This is a genomic window from Micromonospora sp. NPDC048907, from assembly GCF_055586885.1.
On record NZ_JBVJHI010000001.1, the window covers coordinates 945393 to 962565 of the forward strand.

Annotated in this window: 16 protein-coding genes; 12 read left to right on the plus strand and 4 right to left on the minus strand. The window is 74.2% G+C overall.

Annotated elements, in window-relative coordinates:
- Position 1 precedes the first annotated feature (1 nt).
- From ACZ6PY_RS04720 to speB, 6 genes are read left to right on the plus strand one after another with little or no spacing between them, the layout of a single operon-like run.
- Positions 2–1171, plus strand: coding sequence for an ABC transporter ATP-binding protein (locus ACZ6PY_RS04720; protein WP_466069196.1), 1170 nt, complete (start codon positions 2–4; stop codon positions 1169–1171).
- Complete coding sequence (locus ACZ6PY_RS04725; RefSeq protein WP_466069197.1) at positions 1168–2079, plus strand: ABC transporter permease; 912 nt, start codon at positions 1168–1170, stop codon at positions 2077–2079. The genes ACZ6PY_RS04720 and ACZ6PY_RS04725 overlap by 4 nt, the downstream gene beginning before the upstream one ends.
- The gene (locus tag ACZ6PY_RS04730) at positions 2079–2915 is read left to right on the plus strand and encodes an ABC transporter permease (RefSeq protein WP_466069199.1); all 837 of its coding nucleotides are present in this window, start codon (positions 2079–2081) and stop codon (positions 2913–2915) included. Before ACZ6PY_RS04725 ends, ACZ6PY_RS04730 begins: the two co-directional genes overlap by 1 nt.
- Positions 2912–4333 carry an NAD(P)/FAD-dependent oxidoreductase gene (locus tag ACZ6PY_RS04735; RefSeq protein WP_466069201.1) on the plus strand — a complete coding sequence of 474 codons (1422 nt, stop codon included), beginning with the start codon at positions 2912–2914 and terminating at the stop codon, positions 4331–4333. The genes ACZ6PY_RS04730 and ACZ6PY_RS04735 overlap by 4 nt, the downstream gene beginning before the upstream one ends.
- Complete coding sequence (locus ACZ6PY_RS04740) at positions 4333–5535, plus strand: saccharopine dehydrogenase family protein (protein WP_466069203.1); 1203 nt, start codon at positions 4333–4335, stop codon at positions 5533–5535. Before ACZ6PY_RS04735 ends, ACZ6PY_RS04740 begins: the two co-directional genes overlap by 1 nt.
- Entirely contained in the window at positions 5532–6545 is a 1014-nt protein-coding gene (gene speB / locus ACZ6PY_RS04745; protein WP_466069204.1) for an agmatinase, read from the plus strand. The genes ACZ6PY_RS04740 and speB overlap by 4 nt, the downstream gene beginning before the upstream one ends.
- A gap of 3 nt (positions 6546–6548) precedes the next feature.
- On the opposite strand, the gene ACZ6PY_RS04750 is transcribed toward speB, so the two are convergent.
- The 4 genes from ACZ6PY_RS04750 to ACZ6PY_RS04765 all read right to left on the minus strand — a co-directional run bounded on the left by ACZ6PY_RS04750 (position 6549) and on the right by ACZ6PY_RS04765 (position 10268).
- Positions 6549–6992, minus strand: coding sequence for a hypothetical protein (locus tag ACZ6PY_RS04750; RefSeq protein ID WP_466069206.1), 444 nt, complete (start codon positions 6990–6992; stop codon positions 6549–6551).
- A 99-nt stretch (positions 6993–7091) separates the two neighbouring features.
- Complete coding sequence (locus ACZ6PY_RS04755; RefSeq protein ID WP_262286605.1) at positions 7092–7439, minus strand: DUF779 domain-containing protein; 348 nt, start codon at positions 7437–7439, stop codon at positions 7092–7094.
- Positions 7439–8944: an aldehyde dehydrogenase gene (gene adh / locus ACZ6PY_RS04760; RefSeq protein ID WP_466069208.1), complete on the minus strand. Its 1506-nt coding sequence runs from the start codon at positions 8942–8944 to the stop codon at positions 7439–7441. The genes ACZ6PY_RS04755 and adh overlap by 1 nt, the downstream gene beginning before the upstream one ends.
- Positions 8945–8984: 40 nt before the next feature.
- Entirely contained in the window at positions 8985–10268 is a 1284-nt protein-coding gene (locus ACZ6PY_RS04765) for a GAF domain-containing protein (RefSeq protein ID WP_466069210.1), read from the minus strand.
- Between the two features lie 130 nt (positions 10269–10398).
- On the opposite strand from ACZ6PY_RS04765, the gene ACZ6PY_RS04770 reads away from it, so the two are divergent.
- The 6 genes from ACZ6PY_RS04770 to ACZ6PY_RS04795 all read left to right on the plus strand — a co-directional run bounded on the left by ACZ6PY_RS04770 (position 10399) and on the right by ACZ6PY_RS04795 (position 17127).
- Entirely contained in the window at positions 10399–11259 is an 861-nt protein-coding gene (locus tag ACZ6PY_RS04770) for an SCO6745 family protein (protein ID WP_466069212.1), read from the plus strand.
- Between the two features lie 182 nt (positions 11260–11441).
- On the plus strand, positions 11442–12107 hold the full coding sequence (locus ACZ6PY_RS04775) for a response regulator transcription factor (RefSeq protein WP_466069214.1): 666 nt from the start codon (positions 11442–11444) through the stop codon (positions 12105–12107).
- Positions 12104–13156, plus strand: coding sequence for a sensor histidine kinase (locus ACZ6PY_RS04780; protein WP_466069216.1), 1053 nt, complete (start codon positions 12104–12106; stop codon positions 13154–13156). Before ACZ6PY_RS04775 ends, ACZ6PY_RS04780 begins: the two co-directional genes overlap by 4 nt.
- A gap of 100 nt (positions 13157–13256) precedes the next feature.
- Entirely contained in the window at positions 13257–15362 is a 2106-nt protein-coding gene (locus ACZ6PY_RS04785; RefSeq protein ID WP_466069218.1) for a pyridoxal-phosphate dependent enzyme, read from the plus strand.
- Positions 15359–16495, plus strand: a complete 1137-nt coding sequence (locus ACZ6PY_RS04790; RefSeq protein ID WP_466069220.1) for a D-alanine--D-alanine ligase family protein — start codon at positions 15359–15361, stop codon at positions 16493–16495. Before ACZ6PY_RS04785 ends, ACZ6PY_RS04790 begins: the two co-directional genes overlap by 4 nt.
- On the plus strand, positions 16492–17127 hold the full coding sequence (locus ACZ6PY_RS04795) for a M15 family metallopeptidase (protein WP_357947533.1): 636 nt from the start codon (positions 16492–16494) through the stop codon (positions 17125–17127). The genes ACZ6PY_RS04790 and ACZ6PY_RS04795 overlap by 4 nt, the downstream gene beginning before the upstream one ends.
- The last annotated feature ends 46 nt before the right edge of the window (positions 17128–17173 follow it).

Sequence of the window (17173 nt, forward strand, 5' to 3'; positions counted from 1 at the left end):
CATGGGCACGAAGGCGCGGGAGCGCGAGACACCGGCCGGCGACCTGCGGCTGGCCAACCTGACCAAGCGGTTCGGCATCTTCACCGCGGTGGACGACCTCAGCCTCACCATCCCGCAGGGCTCGTTCTTCGCCCTGCTCGGGGCGTCCGGCTGCGGCAAGACCACCACCCTGCGGATGATCGCCGGGCTGGAGGAACCGACGAGCGGGCAGGTGCTGCTCGGTGACCGGGACATCGCCGGGCTGCGGCCGTACAAGCGGCCGGTGAACACGGTGTTCCAGAGCTACGCGCTCTTCCCGCACCTCGACATCCACGAGAACGTGGCCTTCGGGCTGCGGCGGCGCGGCATCCGCGCGGTCACCGACCAGGTCGAGCGGATGCTCGCCCTGGTGCAGCTCGACGGGTACGGGCGGCGCAAGCCGGCCCAGCTCTCCGGCGGCCAGCAGCAGCGCGTGGCGCTGGCCCGGGCGCTCATCAACCACCCGCAGGTGCTGCTGCTGGACGAGCCGCTCGGCGCGCTCGACCTCAAGCTGCGCCGGCAGATGCAGATCGAGCTGAAGCGGATCCAGACCGAGGTGGGCATCACCTTCGTGCACGTCACCCACGACCAGGAGGAGGCCATGACCATGGCCGACACCGTCGCGGTGATGAACGCCGGCCGGATCGAGCAGCTCGGCGCACCCGCCGACCTCTACGAGTACCCGGCCACCGCGTTCGTGGCGAACTTCCTCGGCCAGTCCAACCTGCTGGCCGGCGAGGCCGCCGGCCGCAGCGGCGAGGACGTGGCGGTCACCGCACACGGCGCGCGCTTCTCGGTGCCCGCCGGGCGGGCCCGGACCGACCAGGGAACGGTCTTCCTCGGGGTACGTCCCGAGAAGCTGCACCTGGCCGGCGGCCCCGACGAGGTGCCCGCCGGCCACCAGCACGTCGGCGGGGTGGTCACCGACGCCTCGTACGTCGGGGTGAGCACCCAGTACCTCGTGCGCACGGCGTGGGGCAGCGAGCTGTCCGCGTTCGCCGCGAACAGCGGGGACGGCGCACGGCTGCCCGTCGGCGCCCCGGTGACCGCGCACTGGGACCCGCGGCACGCCTTCCTGCTGCCCCGGGCGGCCGGCGAGGACGACCAGACCAGCCCGGTGCTCGACGAGCCGCCGGTGGGTGCGCTGTCATGAGCGCCCTGGCCCACGTACCGACCTCGGCGGGGCAACCGGCCGCGCCGCCGGGGCCCCGGCGGGGGCGGAGCAGATTGCTGCCGTACCTGCTGCTTCTGCCGGGCGCCGCCTGGCTGCTGGTGTTCTTCGTCCTGCCGCTGCTCCAGCTCGCCGCGGCCAGCCTCTACGACCCGAGTGGATCCCTGGCCACCGGCTACGCCATGACGGGGGAGGTCGGCAACTACTGGGACGCGCTGAGCGCGTACTGGCCGCAGTTCGCCCGGTCGTTCGTCTACTCGGCCATCGCACTGGTGCTGGCGCTGCTCCTGGGCTACCCGCTGGCGTACGCGATCGCGCAGAAGGCCGGCCGGTGGAAGAACCTGCTGCTGGTCGCCGTGGTCGCGCCGATGTTCACCAGCTTCCTGGTCCGCACCCTGGCCTGGAAGACCATCCTGTCCGACAACGGCGCCCTGGTCGGCCTGCTGCGGGACGTGCACCTGCTCGGTGCCGACGGCCGGCTGCTGGCCACCCCGTTCGCGGTGGTGCTCGGCCTGACGTACAACTTCCTGCCGTTCCTGGTGCTGCCGCTGTACGCGAGCCTGGAGCGGCTCGACCCCCGGCTGCTGGAGGCGGCGAGCGACCTGTACGCGAGCCCGCTGCGCGCCTTCCGGCGGGTCACCCTGCCGCTGTCGATGCCCGGGCTGATCGCCGGCACGCTGCTCTTCTTCATCCCGGCCACCGGCGACTACATCAACGCCGAGCTGCTCGGCACCCCGAACGAATACATGATCGGCAACGTCATCGACTCGGCGTTCCTGGTCCGGCTGGACTACCCGCAGGGCGCGGCGCTGTCGTTCCTGCTGATGGCGGCGATCCTCGCGATCGTCTTCGTCTACCTGCGCAAGGCCGGCACGGAGGAGGTGTTGTGATGCGACGTTGGCTCGCCGACCGGTGGGTGATGGGCGTGGCGCTGCTCGTCCTCGGCTACCTCTCGCTGCCGATCCTGGTGGTCGCCGGGCTCTCCTTCAACCGCCCGTCGAGCCGCCTCTCCTACGACTTCAACGAGTTCACCCTCGACAACTGGACCCACCCCTGTGCCACCTCCGACATGTGCGACGCGGTGGTCCGCAGCATGGAGATCGGCCTGATCGCCACGGTCGTCTCCACCATCCTCGGCACGCTCATGGCGTTCGCCCTGGTCCGGCACGGCTTCCGCGGGCGGTCCGGGATCAACGGCCTGATCTTCCTGCCGATGGCCACGCCCGAGCTGGTGATGGGCACCTCGCTGCTCGCCCTCTTCGTGGCCGCCGGGGTGCCCCAGGGCTTCTGGACCATCGTCATCGCGCACGTGATGTTCTGCGTGTCGTTCGTGGTGGTGACCGTGAAGGCCCGGCTCGCCGGCATGGACCGGCGGCTGGAGGAGGCCGCCATGGACCTCTACGCCAGCGAGTGGCAGACCTTCCGGCGGATCACCCTGCCCCTGGTGCTGCCCGGCATCGTGGCCGCCGCGCTGCTGGCCTTCTCGCTGAGCTTCGACGACTTCATCATCACGAACTTCAACGCCGGCACCACCGTCACCTTCCCGATGTACGTCTGGGGCGCCGCCCAGCGGGGCATCCCGCCACAGGTCAACGTCATCGGCACGGCGATGTTCGCGATCGCGCTGCTGCTGGTCGGAGCCACCTCCCTGCGGGGCCGCCGGGCCCGGCGGGCCGCCCTCGCGGCCCCCGTCGCCGCCGTCGGGGCACCCGAGAGCGCGTCATGAACCTCCCGCATACCGGCCGGGCGCTGGCCGACGCGGCGCCCGTCCCGTACTGGCTCGACCGGCCGGACCGCCCGGACCCGCTGCCGCCGCTGACCGGCGCCCACGACGCCGACCTGCTGGTGGTGGGCGGCGGGTACTCCGGACTCTGGACCGCCCTGCTGGCCAAGGAGGCCGACCCCGACCGGGACGTGCTCCTGGTCGACGCGGGCACCTGCGGCTGGGCGGCGTCCGGGCGCAACGGCGGGTTCTGCGCCGCCTCGCTCACCCACGGCCTCGCCAACGGGGCCGAGCGGTGGCCCGGCGAGATCGACGAGCTGGAGCGGCTCGGCCGGGAGAACCTGGACGCCATCGCCGCCACCGTGGCGAAGCACGGCATCGACTGCGACTTCGAGCGCACCGGCGAGCTGGCGGTGGCCGTCGAGCCGTACCAGCTCGCCGGCCTCGCCGAGGACGCGGACCTGGCCCGCCGGTACGGCCACGACGTCCGGCTGCTCGACCGGGACGAGGTGCGCGCCGAGGTGGCCTCGCCGACGTTCCTGGGCGGCATGTGGGACCGGGACCGGGTGGCCCTGCTCGACCCGGCCCGGCTGGCCTGGGGGCTGCGCCGCGCCGCCCTCGACCTGGGCGTCCGCATCCACGAGCACACCCGGGTCACCGGGCTGGCCCGCGAGGGCGGCGCGCTGCGCGCGGCCACGGCCGGCGGCCCGGACGCCGCCCCCGGGGCGGTGCGGGCCCGGCAGGTGGTGCTCGCCACCAACGCGTTCCCGCCGCTGCTGCGCCGGCTGCGTGCCTGGGTGGTGCCGGTCTACGACTACGCGCTCATGACCGAGCCGCTGACGCCCGCGCAGCGGGACGCCATCGGCTGGCGCAACCGGCAGGGGCTGGCCGACACCGGCAACCAGTTCCACTACTACCGGATGACCGCCGACGGCCGGATCCTGTTCGGCGGCTACGACGCGGTCTACCACTACGGCAACCGGGTGGCCCCCGAGCTGGAGCAGCGCCAGGCCACCTTCACGGCCCTGGCGTCGCACTTCTTCACGACCTTCCCGCAACTGGACGGGCTGCGCTTCAGCCACCGCTGGGGCGGCGTCATCGACACCTGCACCCGGTTCTGCGCGTTCTTCGGCACCGCCTACGAGGGACGGCTGGCGTACGCGGGCGGGTACACCGGGCTCGGCGTCGGGGCGACCCGGTTCGGCGCCCGGGTGATGCTCGACCTGCTCGGCGGGGAGGAGACCCCGCTGACCCGGCTCGACCTGGTCCGCCGCAGGCCGCTGCCGTTCCCGCCGGAGCCGATCCGGGCCACCGGCATCCACCTCACCCGCTGGTCGCTCGCCCGCGCCGACGCGCGGGAGGGGCGGCGCAACCTCTGGCTCCGTACTCTCGACCGTCTTGGACTGGGGTTCGACTCCTGATGCGTATCCTCCTCGTCGGCGCCGGTGGCGTCGGCTCCGCCGCCGTATCCATCGCCGCCCGCCGCTCCTTCTTCGAGACCATGGTGGTCGCCGACCACGATCCCGCCCGCGCCGCGCGGGCGGTGGCCGGCCACGGCGACCGGTTCGTCGCCGCGACCGTCGACGCCTCCTCGGCCGAGGCGGTCGCCGCGCTCTGCCGGGAACACCGGATCACCCACGTGCTGAACGCGGTCGACCCGCGCTTCGTCATGCCGATCTTCGACGGCGCGTTCGCCGCCGGGGCCGACTACCTGGACATGGCGATGTCGCTGTCCCGGCCGCACCCGGACGCGCCGCACGCCGAGACCGGCGTGAAGCTCGGTGACGAGCAGTTCGCGGCGGCCGCCGCCTGGGCGGAGGCCGGCCGGCTGGCGCTCTGCGGCATCGGCGTCGAACCCGGCCTCTCCGACGTCTTCGCGCGCTACGCCGCCGACGAGCTGTTCACCGAGATCGACGAGATCGGGGTACGCGACGGCGCCAACCTCACCGTCGACGGCTACGACTTCGCCCCCTCGTTCTCCATCTGGACCACCATCGAGGAGTGCCTGAACCCGCCGGTGGTCTGGGAGGCCGACCGGGGCTGGTTCACCACCCCGCCGTTCTCCGAGCCCGAGGTGTTCGAGTTCCCCGAGGGGATCGGCCCGGTCGAGTGCGTCAACGTGGAGCACGAGGAGGTGCTGCTCATCCCGCGCTGGGTCAAGGCGAAGCGGGTCACCTTCAAGTACGGCCTCGGCGACGAGTTCATCGAGGTGCTGAAGACCCTGCACAAGCTCGGCCTCGACGCGGTCTCCCCGGTGCGCGTCCGCGGCGTCGAGGTGTCGCCCCGCGACGTGGTGGCCGCCTGCCTGCCCGACCCGGCCACCCTGGGCGACCGGATGCGCGGCAAGACCTGCGCGGGCACGTACGTGACCGGGACCGGGGTGGACGGCCGGCCGCGCCGGGTCTACCTCTACCACGTGGTCGACAACGAGTGGTCGATGGCGGAGTACGGACACCAGGCGGTGGTCTGGCAGACCGCCGTCAACCCCGTCGTGGCGCTGGAACTGCTGGCCACCGGGGCCTGGTCCGGCACCGGCGTGCTCGGCCCCGAGGCGCTGCCTCCGGTGCCCTTCCTCGACCTGCTCACCGGCTACGGCTCGCCGTGGGGAATGGAGGAGCGGTGACCCGCTACGGCCCGATGTACGGCCCCGACGTGACGTTCCTCGGCGTGCCGCCGTGCACCCTCGAGGAGCCGGTGACGTACGCCGACGCCGACGTGGTGATCGTCGGGGCGCCCTTCGACGGCGGCACCTCGCACCGGCCGGGCACCCGGTTCGGGCCGTCCGCCATCCGGCAGGCCTGCTACCTGCCGCACGACGGCTCCCGCCCCTCCCTGGCCCTGCGCGTGGACGCGCTGCGGGACCTGTGCGTCTACGACGCGGGCGACGTCGAGATGTTCTCCGGCGACATCGAGCGCTCCCTGGCCGCGCTGGAGACCGCCGTGCACGCGGTCGCCGCCGCCGGGGCCATCCCGATCGTGCTCGGCGGCGACCACTCGATCGCGCTGCCGGACGCCACCGGGGTGGCCCGGCACCACGGGCTCGGCCGGGTGTCCCTGGTGCACTTCGACGCGCACGCCGACACCGGGGACATCGAGTTCGGCTCGCTGCACGGGCACGGCCAGCCGATGCGCCGGCTCATCGAGTCCGGCGCGGTACGCGGCGACCGCTTCCTCCAGATCGGCCTGCGCGGCTACTGGCCCGGACCGGAGACCCTGTCCTGGATGGCCGGGCAGCGGATGCGCTCGTACGAGATGACCGAGGTGGTGGCGCGCGGGCTGGATTCCTGCCTCTCGGAGGCGTTCGTGATCGCCACCGACGAGTGCGAGGGCGTCTTCCTCTCGGTCGACGTGGACGTGGTCGACCCGGGCATGGCCCCGGGCACCGGCACCCCCGAGCCGGGCGGGTTCACCTCCCGACAGCTCCTCGACGCCGTCCGCCGGGTCTGTTACGAACTGCCGGTGGTCGGCGTGGACGTGGTCGAGGTCGCCCCGCCCTACGACCACGCCGACATCACCGCGTACCTCGGCAACCGGGTGGTGCTGGAGGCCCTGTCGGCCATCGCCCGCCGCCGCCGCGACGCCGCCGGCGGCGACCCGTGGAACCCGCGACAACCCCTCCTCGACGCCCGCTGACCGTCAGGGTCGGGCGCAGTGTCGGACGAGGCGGAGTGGTTCGGTGGTCTCGGTGAGCGAGTTGGGCTCGACGACGAGGCGGGCGATGGCGGTGGCGGGCCCGCCGCGGAAGGCGCCCCGGTCGGCGGGGATGGTCGCCGTCCAGGTGCCGGCGGTCCGGTCGTCGGTGCACGCCCCGATCACGCCGAACCCGAAGCCGGTGATCGAGCCCCGGCGGACCCGCTGGTCGAGGTGGACCTCGATGTACGCCAGGCCCCGCTCGGCGCCGCAGGCGTACCGGCCGCCGATCGTGGCGGTGTGCGCGGGGGCGTCGGCCGTGCCGAACCAGTTGACGGAGATCCTCGGGGCCGGCGCGGCGACGGCGGCGCCGGGTGCGAGGCCGAGCGTGGCGGCGGTGGCGATCGTGGCGAGGCCGCCGGCGAGCAGGGACTGTCGGACCGGGCGCATGCGCGGGCTCCTGTCTGGCGGTGGTGCGGGCTGATCCGGTGTGGACCGGCGTCAGCATCCCACCACCGCGGCGCCGGTGAGCTGGAAGATCTCGGACAGTCAGCGGGCCAGGTGGGAGCGGATGAGGAAGCGGACGCCCTCCGGGGCCTCCAGGGAGAAGCCGCTGCCCCGGCCGGGCACCACGTCGACCGTGAGCCGGGTGTGTTTCCACAGCTCCCACTGGGCGGTGGACATCCAAAACTCGACCGGCTCGGGCACGCCGTCGACCTCGAGCGAGGCGAGCAGCACGTCGGAGCCGCCGGTGCGGAACTCGCCGGCCGGGTAGCACATCGGGGCGCTGCCGTCGCAGCAGCCGCCGGACTGGTGGAACATGATCGGCCCGTGGGCCGCCCGCAGCGACCGGATGAGGCCGGCCGCCGCGGGCGTCAGGGTGACGGGGTCGCCCATCAGAAGAAGCCCAGCTTCTTGGGGGAGTAGCTGACCAGCAGGTTCTTGGTCTGCTGGTAGTGCTCCAGCATCATCTTGTGGTTCTCCCGGCCGATGCCGGACTGCTTGTACCCGCCGAACGCGGCGTGTGCCGGGTAGGCGTGGTAGCAGTTGGTCCAGACCCGGCCGGCCTGGATCGCCCGCCCGGCCCGGTACGCGGTGTTGATGTCCCGGGTCCAGACGCCGGCGCCGAGGCCGTAGAGGGTGTCGTTGGCGATCTTCACGGCGTCGTCCAGGTCGGCGAAGGAGGCCACCGAGACGACCGGACCGAAGATCTCCTCCTGGAAGATCCGCATCGAGTTGTCGCCCTCGAAGATCGTGGGCTCGACGTAGTAGCCGCCGGAGAGTTCGCCGCCGAGGTCCGCGCGTGAGCCGCCGGTGAGGACGCGCGCGCCCTCCTGCCGGCCGATGTCCAGGTAGGACAGGATCTTCTCCAGCTGGTCGTTGGACGCCTGCGCCCCGATCATCGTGTCGGTGTCCAGCGGGTGCCCCTGCTTGACCTGCTGCGTCCGGTCGACGGCCGCGGCCAGGAAGTCCGAGTAGTGGCCCTGCTGGATCAGCGCCCGTGACGGGCAGGTGCACACCTCGCCCTGGTTGAGCGCGAACATGGTGAAGCCTTCGAGGGCCTTGTCCCGGAAGTCGTCGGAAGCGGCGCTGACGTCGTCGAAGAAGATGTTCGGGCTCTTGCCGCCCAACTCCAGGGTGACGGGTTTGATGTTCTCGCTGGCGTACTGCATGATCAGCCGCCCGGTGGTGGTCTCCCCGGTGAACGCCACCTTCGCCACGCGGGGCGAGGACGCGAGGGGCTTGCCCGCCTCGACGCCGAAGCCGTTGACCACGTTGACCACGCCGGGCGGGAGCAGGTCGGCGACCAGCGAGAGCAGGTAGTGGATCGAGGCCGGGGTCTGCTCGGCGGGCTTGAGCACCACGGCGTTGCCGGCGGCGAGCGCCGGGGCGAGCTTCCAGACCGCCATGAGGATCGGGAAGTTCCACGGGATGATCTGCCCGACCACGCCGAGCGGCTCGTGGAAGTGGTACGCCACCGTGTCGTCGTCGATCTCCCCGAGTGAACCCTCCTGGGCCCGGACCGCGCCGGCGAAGTAGCGGAAGTGGTCGATGGCCAGCGGGATGTCGGCGGCCAGGGTCTCGCGTACCGGCTTGCCGTTCTCCCAGGTCTCGGCGATGGCGAGGGATTCCAGGTTCTCCTCCATGCGGTCGGCGATCCGGTTGAGGATCAGCGACCGTTCGGCGACCGAGGTGCGGCCCCAGGCGTCGGCGGCGCCGTGCGCGGCGTCGAGGGCCTTCTCCACGTCCTCGGCGGTGCCCCGGGCCACCTCGCAGAAGGTCTGCCCGGTCACCGGGGTGGGGTTCTCGAAGTACCGGCCGCCGTGCGGCTTCACGTACTCGCCGCCGATGAAGTGGTCGTAGCGGGACTGCCAGTGGGTGGGGGCGTCGTAGCGCGTCATGGGTACCTCCGCCGTCCGTCAGGGGTGGACGGCGGGGACGTTAGTTTCCGCGACGTTGCAGCAACGTTGCGCGCGGCAGGTCGTACTCCTCGGCGAGCTGGCGAGCCCGGGCCAGGGCGAGCGGCCGGCGCGGGGCGCCCGGCGGCAACGCCCGCGCCAGGGCCTGCCAGGCGGCGAGGTCGTCGGCGCCGGTGGGCGTCGCGGTCCAGGCCGTGAGCAGCGCCGGGTCCGCGGCGGCCAGCACGGCCGCGCGGAGCTGGCCGTCGATCAGCCGGCGCAGTCGCGTCACTCCCGGCGCGTCCGACCCGGGCAGCAGGGGCCCGGCGTACGCCCGCAGCGCCCCCGCCGCGTCGCCGCCTTCGAGCAGTTCGGTGACGGTACGGAAGTCGGCGCGCACGGCCGGCCGCAGCCGGTACGGGCGGGAGTCGAGCAGCTCGTCGCCGAGGGCCCGGCGCAGCCGGGACAGTTCGGCGCGCAGGGTGACGGGGTGCAGCCGGTCGTCGCCGTAGAGGTCGAGGCCGAGCTGTTCCCCGGTGCGGCCCTCGGGGTGGTCGAGGAGCAGCACCAGCAGCTCGCTGTGCCGGCGACCGAGCCGGATCCGCCGGCCGGCCACGCGCAGCTCCGCCTCGTCCCGGCCCAGGGCGGCCACGTGCAGCACGTCGGGTTCGGCGGGCGCGGCGCCGGCCAGGAACGCCTCGGCGGCCCGGGCGGTGGCCCGGACCAGGGCCAGGCTCTGCGGGGTGGCCAGGTGGTCTCCGCCGGTGATGTCGATGGCGCCGAGCAGCCGGCCGGTGGTCGGGTCGTGGATCGGGGCGGCGGCGCAGGTCCAGCGCTGCACCGGCCGGACGAAGTGCTCGGTGGCGAAGATCTGGACACTGTGGTCGACGGCCAGGGCGGTGCCGGGCGCGTTCGTGCCGGCGTGGGCCTCGTCCCAGCGGGCGCCGGGCACGAAGTTCATCCGCTCGGCGTGCCGGAGCACGCCGGGATGCCCCTCCACCCAGAGCAGCCGTCCGTCCGCGTCGCAGACCGCCATGAGGTGCGCGCCGTCCAGGGCGATGCCGCCGAGCAGGTCGCGGAAGAGGGGCAGCACGCGGTGCAGGGGGTGGGCGGCGCGGTAGCTCGCCAGCGCGTCGTCGGTGAGGTCGACCGGGGCGGTGGCCTCCGGGTCGAGCAGCGCGGACCGCTCCCACGACCGGCGGACCACGTCGCGGACCCGGCCCGTGGTGGTGCCGGCGGTGAGGAACGCTTCGTGGGCGGCGCCGACCTGAGCGATCCGCTCGGCCGGATCGGCGCCGAATTCCAGGGCGAGCCACGGGTCAGCCATCGGCGACCTCCTCGCGCCCATGGTGACCCAGCTCACCGCCGATCGCCAAGCCGTCGCCGAACTTGTCATTGACAAGTTGCGGGCCGGCTCCCAGACTTGACGACGACAAGATGTGATCGGGGAGGCCGGGATGGAACTCGCGATGGTCCGCACGATGTGGCAGCTCATCGAGCCCGTGCACGCGCTGGTCTACTACGCGCCCGAGCTGACCGAGGAGGCCGCCGGCCTCGGCCTGGCCACCGACGAGCGCTGGCCCGGCTACTTCGCCCTGCGCAGCGCCCCGCTCGGCGCGGCCGGCCCGAACCTGGTCGCCGCCACCTACTACAGCTTCAGCCCCCGGATGGTCGCCGAGTACGTGCCGGCCGTCTGGGCCGCCGCCGACCCCGCGAAGGTGCTCGCCGCCCGGCTGTCCGGCGTGGACCGGGCGCTGCGCGCCCTGCTCGGCGACCGGGTCGAGTCGGCCGAGCTGGCCGAGGCCGCCACCCTGGCCCGCCGCGCGGTGCGCGCCGCCGACCTGGGCGGCCGCCCGCTGGCCGCCGCCAACGCCGACCTGCCCTGGCCGGACGCGCCGCACCTGGCGCTCTGGCAGGCGGTCACGATCCTCCGCGAGCACCGGGGCGACGGCCACGTCGCCGCGCTGCGGACCGCCGGGCTGGACCCGGCCGAGTCGCTGGTCTCCTTCGCCGCGGTCGGCGCCGCCCCGGTGGAGGTCTTCGCCAGCCGCCGGTGGACCGCCGACGAGTGGGCGGCCGCCCGGGACCGGCTGGCCGCCCGGGGCCTGGTCGACGGCGACGGCGTGGCCACCGAGGCCGGCCGCCGGCTCCGCGACGACGTGGAGCGGAGGACCGACGAGCTGGCCGCCGCGCCGTGGCGGGCGCTCGGGCCGGCGGTCGGCCGGTTCGCCCAGCTCGTGGCCCCGGTCACCCAGGCGGTCGTGGCCAGCGGCCTGCTCCCCGCGCAGAGCACCCTCGGGATCACACGCCCGCGGTGATCCGGGTCACTCCTCGGTCACCCGTGGCCCCTCCCGGTCGGGACGAACGCCCCAGACGGCGCGACGGGCACCGGCGCCCGGCCGCCGACGTGGAGGATTGCTCCGGCGGCGCTTACGGAACCCTTATCTCCTGCCTGGGACCGTATGCGGGACGGACGAGGAGCACGGGGGAGCGGACAGCGGTGCGGGTGTTGGTGGCGGACGACGAGCGGTTGCTGGCGGACACGGTGGCCGAGGGGCTGCGCCGGTTCTCGATGGCGGTCGACGTCTGCTACGACGGCGACGGCGCGCTGGAGCGGATCGGGGTCAACCGGTACGACGTGGCCGTGCTGGACCGGGACATGCCCGGCGCCACCGGCGACGAGGTGTGCCGCAGCCTCGCCGGGTCCGACGCCGGCACCCGGGTGCTGCTGCTCACCGCCGCCGCCGGCATCCGGGACCGGGTGGCCGGTCTCGGGCTGGGCGCCGACGACTACCTGACCAAGCCGTTCGCCTTCGCCGAGCTGGTGGCCCGGGTGCAGGCGCTGGGCCGGCGGTCCGCCCCGGCGGTGCCGCCCGTGCTGCAGCGGCACGGGGTGGTGCTCGACGTGGCCCGGCACACGGTCACCCGGGACGGGCGACCGCTCGGCCTGAGCCCCAAGGAGTTCGCCGTCCTGCACGTGCTCATGCGGGCCGGCGGCGGCGTGGTCAGCGCCGAGGAGCTGCTGGAGCAGGCCTGGGACGAGTTCGCCGACCCGTTCACCAACGCGGTCCGGGTCACCGTGATGACGCTGCGCAAGAAGCTCGGCCAGCCCTCGGTCATCCACACCGTGCCGAAGGCCGGTTACCGCATCGGCGAGCCGGCATGAGCCCCCGCCGCCGCGTCCTGCTGGTCGGGGCGCTCGCCCTGCTCGGCGGTTACTGGCTGCCCGGCCTCGGCAAGCAGCTGCTCGGCCAGGTGTGGTGGCGGGCTCAGGAATTCTGCGACCTGCAGACCGTCGGCGCGGTGTGCGAGCCCGCCCGCCCGTTCGTCCCGGTGCTGCCCGGGCTGATCGAGCTGCTGATCCTGCTGGCCGGTGTGTTCGCGGTCTGGGGCGCGGCCCGCTGGTGCCTGCGCCCGGTGCGCGACCTCGCCGACCCGATCGCCGACCTCGGGCCGCAGAACCTCGGCCACCGGATCCGCCGTGGCGGCCGGGACGAGCTGGCCCGGCTCGCCCGCGCCATCGACGACATGATGGACCGGGTCACGGCCGGCTACGAGGGGCAGCGGCGGTTCGCCGCGAACGCCTCGCACGAGCTGCGTACGCCGCTGGCGGTGCAGCGGACGCTCATCGAGGTCGGCATGGCCCAGTCGCTCACCGCCGAGCAGCTCGACCTGCTCACCGCCCAGCTGCTGGCCACCAACGAGCGCAACGAGCGGCTCATCGAGGGCCTGCTCGCGCTCAGCGAGAGCGACCAGGGGCTGCGCTCCTCCACCCCGCAGCGCCTCGACGAGATCGTCACCGCCGTCCTGGCCGCGTACGCGGACCGGGCGGCCGAGGCCGGGGTGACGGTGGAGAGCCGGCTGGCGCCCCGGGTCGTGCCGGGCGAGCGGGTGCTGCTGGAGCGCCTGGTCGGCAACCTCGTGGAGAACGGCATCAAGTACAACCGGCCCGGCGGCCGGCTCACCGTCACCGTGGGCGGGGACCCGGCGTTGACCGTCCTCAACACCGGCCAGACCGTGCCGGGCGAGGCGGTCGCCGGCCTCTTCGAACCCTTCCGGCGCCTGGCCCGGGACCGGACCAACCAGGGCGGCGGCGCCGGGCTCGGCCTGGCCATCGCCCGCTCGATCACCCAGGCGCACGGCGGCATCATCGCCGCCCGGCCCGGTGAGGACGGCGGCCTGCGGGTCGACGTCCAGCTACCCGCCGTGCGCTGACCCACCCCTTCCGGCCTCCGGGAGCCGCCCTCGCGGCGTCCCGCGATGCCCCCTGCCCGAAAACGACCGACGGCGTGCGACGCCGGGAGAGGAGACCGCCGTGCCGACCCGTACCGATCAGGCCGTGACGCCGGCCGACCGGGTGGTCTGGGCCGACGTGGCCAAGGGCGCCTGCATCATCCTCGTGGTGCTCTGGCATGTCATCGTCAAGCACTACCTGCGGATCGACTGGCGGATCGACCTGCCCGTGCCGGGTGCCTGGGGGTTGCTCGGCGAGCAACTGCTCCCGCTGCGGATGCCGCTCTTCTTCACCCTCTCCGGGATCTTCGCGGCGAACGCCGTCGCCCGGCCGTGGCGGGTCGCCGCCCGCCCCCGGATCGCCCGGAACCTCCACCTCTACGCGACCTGGCTGCTCATCCACACCGCCCTGCTGGCGCTCGTCCCGGACTTCCCGACCGACCGGGCCACCAGTCCCGGTGGCCTGCTGGCCCAGCTCACCGTCACGCCCTCGAACCTCTGGTACCTGTACGCGCTGGCGCTCTACTTCGCGCTGGCCAAGGCGCTGCGCCGGGTCCACCCGGCGGTGCTGCTCGCGGCCTCCGGCGCGCTCTCCGCGGTGGCGGCGACCGGCCTGCTGGACAGCCCGGGCAACCGGGGGCAGGTCTACCAGAACCTGGTGTTCTTCCTGGCCGGCGTGCACCTGCGGCCGTACCTCCAGCGCTGGGCGGCCGGCGCGACCAGCGGCCGCCTGGCCGCGACCGGGACGGCGTACGCCGTGGCGCTGGCGGCCATGGCCCTGGCCGGGGCGGAGAGCCGGCCCGGCGTGTGGCTGCTGGTGTCGGTCGTCGCCGTGGCGTTCGGCGTCACGGCCGCGGCCCGCGCGGCCCGGCTCCGGGTGGTCGGCGGGGCGCTCGCCCGGCTCGGCCGCCGCACGCTGCCGATCTACGTGATCCACATGCCGGTGCTCGCGCTGCTGCACCGGCTCCTCGCCGCCCCGGTCGCCGAGCTGAACCGACCGGGGCGGGCGCTGCTCGTCGCCGGCTACCCGGTCCTGCTCACCGCGCTGGTGCTGGCGCTCAGCCTGGCCGTCCACCGCGGACTCACGGCGGCCGGCGCGCGCTGGCTGTTCGACCTGCCGCGCCGCGCCGGCACCCACCACAACCGAGAAGGAGAGACCATGTCCACCAGCCACGCTCCGGCCCTGCCGGACCGGGCCCGCGTCGAGGAGGCCGCCTGGTGGCTGTCCGGCCGGGTGGTGCGTACCCCCGTGCTGAACTGCCCGGCGATCGACCGGCTGGCCGGCGCCCGGATCCTGCTCAAGGCGGAGAACCTCCAGACCGGAGGCTCCTACAAGATGCGCGGCGCGATGCTGGCGGTCGGCCGGCTCGCCGCGGACGGCCACACCGGGGTGGTCGCGCAGAGCACTGGCAACCACGCCGTCGCGGTGGCCCTCGCCGCCAACCGGCACGGGCTGGCCGCGACCGTGGTGCTGCCCGTCGACGCGGCGCCGGTCAAGGTGGCCCGGGCCCGTGCGGCCGGGGCGCGTGTCGTCCTCGCCGGCACCACCGTCGAGGAGCGGCTGGCCGTCGCCCGGCAGGTCGCCGGCGCCGACGGTCACCCGCTGGTCGACGCGTACGACCACCCGGACGTGGTCGCCGGGCAGGGCAGCGCCAGCCTGGAGCTGATCGAGGAGGCGGAGCGCGCCGGCACCCCGCTGGACGCGCTCGTGGTGCCGGTGGGCGGTGGCGGCGGCGTCGCGGGCGCCTGCCTGGCCGCCGCCGGCACCCCCATCGAGGTGTACGGCGTCGAGCCGGTCGGCTGCGACTCGCTGGCCCGCAGCCTCGCCGCCGGCCGGCCCACCCCGGTCGTGCCGGCCCCCACCATCGCCGACGGGCTCCGCCCGAGCTGCGTGGGCGACCTGCCGTTCGCGGTGGCGCGGGACGCCGTCCGGGGCGTCGTCCGGGTCGACGACGACGCGATCGCCGACGCGTTCCGGCTGCTCCTGCTGGAGCTGAAGGTGCTCGTCGAGCCGTCCGGAGCGGCCGGGCTCGCCGGCGCGCTGCGGCTCGCGGGCGGCCCGGAGGGCGGGCGGTACCGGACGGTCGGCGTGGTGCTGACCGGCGGCAATGTCGAAGCGGAGCTGGTGGCCCGGCTGGCGGGCGCACCCGTCGCCGGCCTGGCTCGGAGGGAAGGGGTGGCGGCGTGAGCGCTGCGATTCGGATCGGTGTCCTGTTCGGTGGCCCGTCGGCGGAGCACGAGGTCTCCTGCGCCTCGGCGCTCGGCGTGACCCGGGCGCTGGTCGAGCGAGGTCATCAGGTGGTCGCGCTCGGGATCACCCGAGCCGGCGGGCTGCGGCTGGTGCCCGAGCCGGTGCTGGTCGAGCGCTGCGCCAGCGTGGGCGCCGGGCTGGCCATCGACGACCGGTTGCCGGTGACCGGCCCGGCCGTGGAACTGCGGGCCGGGGCGCGCGCCGGAACGGTGGCCGTCACCGCGGCCGACGCGCCCGGTGCGGTGCACGCCGAGTTGGACGTCGTCTTCCCGGTGCTGCACGGCCCGTACGGCGAGGACGGCGTGGTGCAGGGGCTGCTCGAATCGCTCGGGGTGCCGTACGTCGGGTGCGGGATCCTCGCCTCCGCCGTCGGGATGGACAAGGTGGCGATGAAGCGGGCGCTGCGGGCCGAAGGCGTGCCGACCACCCCGCACGTCTGGTTCGACGCGCCGACCTGGCGGGCCGCGGAGGACCCGGAGAAGCTGGTCGTCGGGCTGCGCCGGCCGCTGTTCGTCAAGCCGGCCCGGATGGGCTCCTCCATCGGGATCTCCCGGGTGGCCGAGGGCGACGACCTGGCGGCGGCGGTCGAGGAGGCGCTCCGGCACGACCACGTGGTGCTGGTCGAGCAGGGCGTGACCGGCCGGGAGCTGGAGTGCGGGGTGCTCGGCGGCTGGCACCCGGAGGCGTCGGCGGTCGGCGAGGTCCGGGTCGAGGGCGGCTGGTTCGACTACCGGCAGAAGTATTTCGGCGACGCCGACCCCATGACCGTCCCGGCGCCGCTGCCCGACGAGGTCACCGAGCGGATCCGGGAGCTGTCCGTGCGGGCGTTCACGGCGATCGGCGGCTGGGGCCTGGCCCGGGTCGACTTCCTCTACGACGAGACGACCGGGGAGCTGTTCGTCAACGAGCTGAACACCCTGCCCGGCTTCACGGCGCACTCGATGTACCCGAAGGTGTGGGCCGAGTCCGGCGTCGACTACCCCGAGGTGGTGGACCGGCTGGTCGCGCTCGCCTTCACCCGGCACGAGGCCCGGCCGGCGGGTGCACACCCCCGGGGCGGTGCGGCATGATCCTGCTCTCCGATCCCCGGGTCGCCGCCGTGTCCAGCCGGGACGACGGCGATCCGCTCGTCGACCTGCGGGACCTGCCGGAGCTGCGGCTGGACACCCGGGCCGCCGACCCCGCCGGTGCGTACGCCCGGGTGCGGCGCGGGGTCGCGGACCGGTTGCTGGCCGCGCAGCGCGCGCTGCCGGCCGGCCTGCGCCTCCTGGTCGTCGAGGGGTACCGGCCGTACCGGGCGCAGCTCGACATCTTCACCGGCTACCGGGACGAGCTGCGCCGGCGCTACCCGGACTGGCCGGCGGACCGGCTGCACCGGGAGACCACCAAGTTCGTCTCGCCGGTCGAGGTGGCGCCGCACAGCACCGGTGGGGCGGTCGACCTCACCCTGTGCGACGCCGACGGGATCGAGCTGGACATGGGTACGGCCCTCGACGCCACCCCCGAGGAGAGCGCCGACGCCTGCTTCACGGCGGCCCGGCACATCCCGGTGAGCGCGTGGCGCAACCGGCAGGTCCTGGTGGCCGCGCTCAGCGGTGCGGGCCTGGTGAACTACCCGACCGAGTGGTGGCACTGGTCCTACGGCGACCGCTACTGGGCGCTGCTCACCGGAGCGCCACACACCCGTTACGGTCCGCTGTGATCGGCTGCCCCGACTGAACGGTCCGGCCCTCCCGTCCGTACCAGGC

Bases quoted from the DNA above. Each gene is read 5' to 3' on its own strand.
- ACZ6PY_RS04720 (WP_466069196.1), top strand. From the start codon at position 2: ATGGGCACGAAGGCGCGGGAGCGCGAGACACCGGCCGGCGACCTGCGG.
- ACZ6PY_RS04725 (WP_466069197.1), top strand. From the start codon at position 1,168: ATGAGCGCCCTGGCCCACGTACCGACCTCGGCGGGGCAACCGGCCGCG.
- ACZ6PY_RS04730 (WP_466069199.1), top strand. From the start codon at position 2,079: ATGCGACGTTGGCTCGCCGACCGGTGGGTGATGGGCGTGGCGCTGCTC.
- ACZ6PY_RS04735 (WP_466069201.1), top strand. From the start codon at position 2,912: ATGAACCTCCCGCATACCGGCCGGGCGCTGGCCGACGCGGCGCCCGTC.
- ACZ6PY_RS04740 (WP_466069203.1), top strand. From the start codon at position 4,333: ATGCGTATCCTCCTCGTCGGCGCCGGTGGCGTCGGCTCCGCCGCCGTA.
- ACZ6PY_RS04750 (WP_466069206.1), bottom strand. From the start codon at position 6,992: ATGCGCCCGGTCCGACAGTCCCTGCTCGCCGGCGGCCTCGCCACGATC.
- ACZ6PY_RS04755 (WP_262286605.1), bottom strand. From the start codon at position 7,439: ATGGGCGACCCCGTCACCCTGACGCCCGCGGCGGCCGGCCTCATCCGG.
- adh (WP_466069208.1), bottom strand. From the start codon at position 8,944: ATGACGCGCTACGACGCCCCCACCCACTGGCAGTCCCGCTACGACCAC.
- ACZ6PY_RS04765 (WP_466069210.1), bottom strand. From the start codon at position 10,268: ATGGCTGACCCGTGGCTCGCCCTGGAATTCGGCGCCGATCCGGCCGAG.
- ACZ6PY_RS04770 (WP_466069212.1), top strand. From the start codon at position 10,399: ATGGAACTCGCGATGGTCCGCACGATGTGGCAGCTCATCGAGCCCGTG.
- ACZ6PY_RS04780 (WP_466069216.1), top strand. From the start codon at position 12,104: ATGAGCCCCCGCCGCCGCGTCCTGCTGGTCGGGGCGCTCGCCCTGCTC.
- ACZ6PY_RS04795 (WP_357947533.1), top strand. From the start codon at position 16,492: ATGATCCTGCTCTCCGATCCCCGGGTCGCCGCCGTGTCCAGCCGGGAC.